This window comes from Clostridium sp. CAG:43 (assembly GCF_000434655.1).
GTDB lineage: Bacteria > Bacillota > Clostridia > Lachnospirales > Lachnospiraceae > Otoolea > Otoolea fessa.
In genome coordinates, this window is record NZ_FR895110.1 from 38,329 (window position 1) to 46,309 (window position 7,981).

General features: G+C 51.7%; 9 protein-coding genes. All 9 read right to left on the reverse strand.

Features of this window, described 5'->3' with window-relative positions; all coding sequences use genetic code 11:
* Positions 1–763, reverse strand: a 763-nt coding sequence (locus QVO97_RS10665) for an ABC transporter ATP-binding protein (RefSeq protein ID WP_288189655.1), incomplete at its 3' end; no start/stop codon positions are given.
* Positions 764–791: 28 nt separating this feature from the next.
* Positions 792–1,868, reverse strand: a complete 1,077-nt coding sequence (locus tag QVO97_RS10670) for a FecCD family ABC transporter permease (protein WP_022360309.1) — start codon at positions 1,866–1,868, stop codon at positions 792–794.
* Between the two features lie 36 nt (positions 1,869–1,904).
* A complete protein-coding gene (locus tag QVO97_RS10675; RefSeq protein WP_288189656.1) occupies positions 1,905–3,239 on the reverse strand; it encodes an ABC transporter substrate-binding protein in 1,335 nt (444 codons plus the stop codon).
* 152 nt (positions 3,240–3,391) lie between these two features.
* Positions 3,392–4,186, reverse strand: coding sequence for a sirohydrochlorin cobaltochelatase (locus QVO97_RS10680; protein WP_022360311.1), 795 nt, complete (start codon positions 4,184–4,186; stop codon positions 3,392–3,394).
* Between the two features lie 55 nt (positions 4,187–4,241).
* Entirely contained in the window at positions 4,242–4,391 is a 150-nt protein-coding gene (locus tag QVO97_RS10685; protein ID WP_288189658.1) for a hypothetical protein, read from the reverse strand.
* Positions 4,392–4,405: 14 nt separating this feature from the next.
* On the reverse strand, positions 4,406–4,687 hold the full coding sequence (gene spoIIID / locus QVO97_RS10690) for a sporulation transcriptional regulator SpoIIID (protein ID WP_022360312.1): 282 nt from the start codon (positions 4,685–4,687) through the stop codon (positions 4,406–4,408).
* An 88-nt stretch (positions 4,688–4,775) separates the two neighbouring features.
* The gene (locus QVO97_RS10695; RefSeq protein WP_022360313.1) at positions 4,776–5,255 is read right to left on the reverse strand and encodes an acyl-CoA thioesterase; all 480 of its coding nucleotides are present in this window, start codon (positions 5,253–5,255) and stop codon (positions 4,776–4,778) included.
* Positions 5,256–5,499: 244 nt separating this feature from the next.
* Positions 5,500–6,714: a cytidylate kinase-like family protein gene (locus tag QVO97_RS10700; protein ID WP_022360314.1), complete on the reverse strand. Its 1,215-nt coding sequence runs from the start codon at positions 6,712–6,714 to the stop codon at positions 5,500–5,502.
* A 13-nt stretch (positions 6,715–6,727) separates the two neighbouring features.
* The coding region (locus QVO97_RS10705; RefSeq protein ID WP_288189661.1) for a sodium:proton antiporter at positions 6,728–7,981 on the reverse strand (1,254 nt) is incomplete at its 5' end.

Genomic DNA, 7,981 nt, shown 5'->3' on the forward strand with positions numbered 1-7,981 from the left:
CTGTCTGACGGAAGCGCCCTTCCTCGACCTGGAAAAGCTCGGAAAGATGTTCCGGAGTCAGCATCTCTTCCGGGCGTCCAAACTGACTTTCCTGCCCCGGGCTGACGCACAGCACCCAGTCAGAGACGCGCTCCGCCAGATCAAGTTCATGAATGGATAAAATGACTGCCACCTTCTTGCGGCGCGCCAGCTCCTGCAAGACCGACATAAATTCCAGCTTATAACGGATATCCAGATAGGAAGTCGGCTCATCGAGAAGCAACAGTTCCGGCTCCTGACAGAGCGCCCGCGCCAGCATCACCCGCTGCCGCTGACCGTCGCTGAGCGTCTGGAAGTCCCGCTCCCGAAGCTCTGATACCTGCACTGCCTCCATCGCCTCATCAACTGCCTTCCAGTCCTCCTCCGAGAGGACACCAAACCGCCCCGTGTACGGATAACGCCCGGCTGCCACAACATCCCGGCAGGTCATCCACTCTGCATGGACCTTTTCCGTAAACATGACCGCCATCCGCCGTGCGCGCTCCGTTCCCTTCATTCCCAGAAGGTCCGCGCCGTCCAGGTAAACCGCACCTCCCAGAGGGGGAAGCTGCGCGGCGACACTCTTTAAAATGGTCGATTTTCCGGCTCCATTCGGTCCGACTAAAGTCAGGATCTCACCCTTCTTTATCCCGATCCGGACTGGATTTAAGATCTGTTTTCCACCGTATCCAACCTGTAAGTCCTCTGTATAAAAGTAGATCTTCTCCTCAGTTTCTGGATTCATGGTATTTTCTCCTCTGCTGCTCTATGCTTCAGGTGCTCTTTCGATGTTTCCGCATCATCACAAAAATCACGACCGGCGCACCGAAGACAGCTGTTACCGTGCTGATGCTCAATTCCGTCGGGGCAAAGACCGTCCGCGCCAGCCAGTCGCTGAACAGGCAGAACACGCTTCCGCCCAGGAAACAGCCCGGAATCAGCACCAGCGGTCTTGTATCGGCAAACAGCCAGCGGATCAGATGCGGAACCGCGATTCCAACAAAGGAAACCGGACCGGCAAATGCCGCTACGCAGCCAGATAAGATGCTGGACAAAATCACCATAAAGAAACGCAGATGTGCGACATTGACTCCCATACTTTTCGCATACGTCTCCCCCATCTGGTATGCGCCGATCGGTTTGGATAACAGAAACACCGCTGCCGCTGAGACAAAGGTCACGCCCGCCATGACTGCCACATTTTCCCAGGTCATACCAGAAAAACTTCCGCGCGACCAGTTATGCAGGTTGACAATATCCGCATCGCTGGCGAAGGTCACAACAAAATCCGTGATTGCCGAGCAAATATAGCCGATCATCACGCCCCCGACGATCAGCATTGCCATCTGTTCCATTTTCCGCGCGACCAGGAGCACAAACAGCATAGAGAGAAGCGCTCCGGCAAATGCCGCTGCCACCAGCATCCCCGAATTGATCGTAATATTCCATTCCAGAAATCCGACCATCACAAGTGCCACCAAAAGTTTTGAACCGGAAGAAATTCCCAGCACAAAGGGACCCGCGATCGGATTGTGGAAAAAGGTCTGTAACAGATACCCTGACAGTGCTAGCGCCCCGCCAAGGATCAGCGCCGCCAGCGCGCGCGGCAGACGGATCTCCCAGATGATCGTCCACGCCATTCCACGCAGCTTAGGCTCCCGCAGTTCCTGTAAAAATTCCATGATCGGAACCGATACACTGCCTGAACAGGCACTCCAGATAAGCGACAGGAGCAGAAGCACGATCAGAAGCAGAAATGCGCCTGCGATCCGCACCTGTCTGCCTGCCTGCGCCAGGTTTCTTTGTTTTTTTTCCTGTTTTTGTCTGTTTGCTTCTGGTACTGAACGCATCGTTTCTCCTATCTATCTTTATTACACTTTCCTTCCTCACGACTGCAATTTATACAGATATGTCCCATCTTCCTGGCTTCCGCTGAAAATCGCATGGATATCTTCCAGCATTGCTCCAACCGACATGGATTCCTGATAGAGATTCTTCGTCGTGCACCAGACATTTCCCGCCTGTACCGCCTTGAAATCCTTGAGAACCGGCGCTTTTGCCAAAAGCTCCGAAATTGAGTGAATCTCCCCGTCGATTGTACTGTTATAAATCAGATAATCGGATTCTTTCGCGGCTGCATAAAATTCTTCCATCTGCATATTGACGGTCGAAGACCGCTTTCCGTCATCCCCCAGATGCCCGAATATGTATCTGCCGCCCGCTAATTCTATCATTTTCGGTATATAATCAGAGGAACGGCGCACGTTCACGCTGCCCTGGTTCGTAATATAGAAAAATGCCGCCGACGGCTTTTCCGCCTGTGCCGTCTGTTCTGTTTTTACGCTCCCGCCTGCGTTCTCCGCATCCGAACCTTCTTCTGTAACACGCTGCAACGCCGCTTCCTGCTTTGCAAATGCCGCTTCCGCCTCTTTTTCTTTTCCGGTCAGCACTCCATACAGGCGGATCCATTCCGTCCGCCCCAGCGGATGTGCTTCGTAGCTGGAATGATCCACAAGCACCGGGATTCCGAAGCTTTCCAGCTTTTCTTTTACCTCCGGCGAATGGAGAATCATCGTATTTTCTATTGCCAGACCGCAGCCCTCCGAGACGATCCGCTCATAATCCGGTTCGCTGTACTTGCCTGCGTAGAGAATTGCCCCATTCTCCATCGCCTCCTTTGCCTCCGGGATGTACCAGCCCGACGCATCGGTTCCCGAAAACCGGATATCCGGGAGCGCTCCCAGCATCCGGAACATATCCATGGTCGCGGTCGCTACCAGATAAATCTGTTTGACCGGGCGCTTAAGCACCTGGATCGAATCCGGAAGATCTTCCGGCACCTTTCCGCCCTCTGGAATCAGAAGAAAACGGCTTCCATCCGCAACCGAAACTGCTTCGTACTGCATCCCTTCCGCATCCTCATAGGTATCGACCGCAAACTGGGTCGCATAGGCAAGCTCCATCCGCGATTTCCAGGTCAGGGACGCACTGATCGCCTCACCCGGCTGTGGAAGTGATGCCTCCTCCACCTGTGCATCCACGTTTTCTGCCGGCTGGGACACTTTCGAACCTTTACCCGCCTCATTGGATGTCTCACTGGCAGATGTAGACGACGCTGCCGCCACCGCACTCTTTCCCGTATTTCCACAGCCACTCAAGAGCAGCACCCCCATAAGCGACAGCCCTGCCATCCTAAGTGCCATTTTCTTGTTACTGTTCACGCATACGTGCCCAGTAACGGAATTTGCCGTGGCTTCGCATTTAAATACGGCAAATTCCTGCTGCCACCACGTTTTCTTACGGCACTTTCGGTTCCAAAAGTGCCTACCCGTGTACAGTAACCTTTTCTTTCCCGTTATCCATCCTATTTTCTTCATTTTTCCCACTCTGCCTCTCTCACGTGCGCCACATACAGCTTCCGGATCGCCTCAACCTCTCCCAGTCCCCGGATGCGGCATTCCACCTGGTATCCGGCACGTTCCAGGCGGCTCTTCCAGGAATCCTCCTCTTCACCTGCCATATCCTGATTCGCATGGTCGCCTGCAACCACCATGAGCGGCTGCAGCACCGCCCTCTGATAGTGTTTCTGCGCGCCCAATTTCTCGATCACCGCCTGTAAATCCGGCTGCGCTTCCACGGTTCCGATGTAATAATTTGCATAGCCTCCCGCGATCATCCTATCCTGCAACTTCTGATACACCTGATTGGAAGCCGCGTCCGTCCCATGCCCCATCAGACAGAGTGCCGTTTTTCCATCGTCATATCCGTCCAATTCTCCTGCCATCGCCCGAATCACCGCATCCAGATCCGCTTCACTGGCAAGAAGCGGTGCCCCCAGCGCCAGCCGTTCAAAACGCCCCTGATTCGCTTCCACTTCCGCTTTTACATCCATGTATTCAAATCCATCCATCAGATGGGTCGGCTGCACAATCAGACTTTTAATCCCATCGGCTGCTGCCCGGTCAAGTGCCTCCTTCAAATTGTCGATCGACCGTTGATCCCGCTTTTTCAATTTATCAATGATCCTCTGGCTGGTAAATGCCCGGCGCACCTCATATGCCGGAAATGCCTCCGCCACTGCACGCTCAACCGCTCCGATCGTCTTTTCTCGGCTGTCATTGTAGCTTGTCCCGAAGCTGACTACCAGGATTGCCTGTCTTGGTTCCATCTATCATTCTTCCTCTTTGTTTTTTATCTTTCAATTCAGAATTTTCCCGTTCCTCCTACGCTGCCATAATGCCTGAATCTGGCTGATATATAGCTTTATGAATCGAAGCTACTATATCATATTTTGAAATAGTTTGCAATGAAGCAGAAAAAATGGCACTCCGCCCGTCCAGGCGGAATGCCCCTTTTTCTGCTTTCAGCTCCAATTTTACCAGCTTTTCTATTCCTCGTCCCGGCTGCACGCGCGCAGCTGGTGCTCATGCTCATATTTTTCTTTCGTCGCCATCCCGCCCCGGATATGGCGTTCCGCTTTGTTGATGTCCAGTACCACACGCGCCCGGGATGCAAGCGGCGGATTGATATGGGAAAGGCGCTCGGCCACATCTTTATGCACGGTAGATTTACTGATCCCAAATTTCCGGGCTGCCTGCCGCACTGTCGCATTGTAGTCTATGATGTAATTAGCGATCGCAACCGCCCGTTCCTCGATATATTCCTTCATGGGAGTTCCCCTGAGAACGTTTTTTACATCTTATTACATCTGTTTCCGGTTTATGCAAATTCCCTTTCCCAAACAAAAACACTGCCGATTAGTAGTTCTCCGCACGGCGGTGTTTCCGCAAGTCATTTCTCTTCACGCCAGCTTCCCACTCTGCCTTCTCCTCATCGGTCTCGACAAGCAGTCCCGGAACTTCCATCGGATGCTCGTTTTCATCCAGCGCTACCATAACCACATAAGCGGTATTAACCAGTTTACGCGCGCCGCTTAAAGACTCTACGAATGTATCGACGCGCACTTCCATGGAGGTTCTGCCGACATAAGTCAGCTTACCCTCGATAATCAGGGTATTGTTCAGGTGGACTGCCTCTTTGAACTGCAGGTTATCAACCGATGCAGTTGTCGGATTGCAGTGCGCGTGGCGGCGCGCAACAACGGTCGCTACAATGTCGATCCATTCCATCAGCTGACCGCCAAACAAACGACCAGCACCATTTAAGTGACTATTTAATACAAGCTGTGTCTGGATAACAGCTGAATCCGCTACGCGGCGCATCATTCTTTCTTCCATAATTTATTTCTCCTTTCGAGAAGGATGCCTCTTCCAATCTCCCGCTTTCGAAGGACTTCCCTGTGATATGGTACCTAGTATACTGGCTTTCCCTCAAATTTGCAAGTATTCCGCCGCAAAAATTCTGAATCTTTTTAGTTATACATCCTATTGGCAGTAAACTATAAATGTTAAAAAACGACCGAAGAATCTGGGAGCAGCGTCTGTTGTCTTTCGCTGACTCCCATCATCTTCAGCCGTTCTCTTATTTATCCTCTTCCCGCGCCGTGATCATCCGATAGATGAAATCCACGGTTCCATCGATACCGTAGCTGGCACTGTTGATACAGAGATCATAGTTGTTGGAATGTCCCCAGTTTCGGTTTGTATAGTAATGATAGTACTGGCTATGGACATGATCCAGATGCTTTAACATATGGCGTGCCTGCTTGACCGTCAGGGAGCTATCAATCTCCATCGCACGTTTGATACGCTGCTCAAACGGCGCCGTGATGTAGATACTGATATGCGGGATGTTGTTATTTGCCATGATAGCATCTCCGCATCGTCCCAGAATAACAAAATCTTCCTTCTTCGCCATGTCAACCAGAAGGTCGCTCTCGTTGAAGAAGACCGCATCACGCTTCGGCAGTCCGTGGAAACGGCTGAACTCGCGCATGCGCTGGCGCAGGGTCAGATGACGCTCCGGGATGAATGCCTCACTCGGGTTTACATTGGCATCCTGATCGTGCGCCGGCTCTTTCTTGATTCCCGGCTTGATTCCGTAGCTGACAGAATCCTGTATAGAATCCTTCTGAGCCTCGAGACGTTTCAGAACCGCTTCAAAGATCTCCGCGTCGTAGAAATTGATTTTCAGCTTATCTGCCAGCTTAAATCCGATATTTACACCGCCGCTTCCGTAGGTCCAGCTGATACATACGATCAGGTGGTCATTTTCGGAGAAACGGTTTTTCAGGTTAAATGTATTCAGCTTCGCCAGCTCTGCGTTGATAACGTCGCCGCTCGCGAAACTGGTCGGCAGACTCATGACTTCGGTCAGAATCCGGTTGTACTCGGTCATGACGAGCTTCCGCTCTTCCTTATTCTCGATGGTACGCGCCATGTTTCCGATCAAGGCAATCTCACTTCGAACCAGGTTACCCTGCGGGCGTGTCAGCATCAGATGAGTCAGCTCATCCACGCAGCGCTTCCGGTCACGGTTGAAAACACGTCCCAGAGAAGAACCTAACTGTGCATAAACCTCCGCATCCAGATCGTAAATACTCTCCGCCAGTTCACGGATTCGTTTTTCATCTCTTCCAGGCACCGTGCTGCCCGGCTTCTTCCCTGCTGAATCCTTTTCGGCTGCATTTTCCGCACCCGTTACTTCATTCGCATACTGGGCGCTGTCCTTTTCAAGCGCCTGCTGCGTCTGATTTTCCATATTATCTGTATTGGTATGTTCCTGATTGTTGCTCATCGTCACTCACCCCCTATAAAAAGAATAACAGCATATCAAGTGCAAAGACCGGAACCAGAATACCGAACGACCAGAGCAGATATCCGAAGAAGGACGGCATACGCACACCGTTTTCATCCGCAATCGACTTAACCATGAAGTTCGGTGCATTTCCGATATAGGTGTTCGCACCCATAAATACCGCACCACAGGAGATCGCCATCAGCATCTTGATCGGAACCGTTCCTAACGTCGTCACCATGCCCTCCGTAAATCCAAGCGCACCTGCCGTTGTTAAAAATACCAGATAGGTCGGCGTGTTATCCAGGAAGCTGGACAGCAGACCGGTTGCCCAGAACATTTCAAACGGCTCGGAGATGCCCAGGTTCGCGCCATTTGCTTTCAGAATCATCAGGGCTGGCTGCATCGTGATGAAAATACCGATAAACAGAACCGCAACCTCCTGAATCGCGCCCCAGGTAAAGTGGTTCTCACGGCGGATCTCAACCTTCGTGGTCTTGAAGGACAGGAAGGCTGCCGCCAGAATGATCACAATCTCAATGATGGCCGGATAGCTTAATTCTACCTCTCCAAACAGGTGGATGCCAAGCACCTTTCCGGCTGCATCCTGAAACTGCGGCATGGACGGTAAGGTACCGCTTAAAATAACGGCTGCCACGATCATAACCAGGAAAATCAGGTTGTGCGCGCCGCGCAGCTTTACTTCGGTACCCGGTTTGCTGATATCCGGTTTCAGACCGCTCGCGATATCCTGACGATATGCCCTCTTATCAATAAAATAGAAGATTGTCAGCAACACCAGCATATTGAAGAATAAGATCGGCGCCAGATGTAAGCTCCAGAAGAACGGTACGCCGCGCATGAAGCCCATCAGCAGAGGCGGGTCACCGATCGGGGTCAGACATCCGCCGATGTTGGATACAAGGAAAATAAAGAAGATAATGATATGACGTTTCTTCTTTCTCCATGCATTCATCTTGACAACCGGACGAATCATCAGCATACTGGCACCGGTCGTACCGATCCAGCTTGAAAGCAGGGTTCCCAGTGCCAGTAATCCCACATTGACACGCGGAGAACCTGCCAGGTCACCGGACATCGTGATATTACCGGCAACGCAGAAAAGTCCAAATAACAAAATAATAAAGGTCAAATAGTCATTGACCAGGCATTCCAGAACCGTTTCCAGTGCTGTCCCCGCACTGTAACGCATCGCAAACGGAATGATAAAAAGAATTGACCAAAGAGCAACCGCATGAGGCTGGTG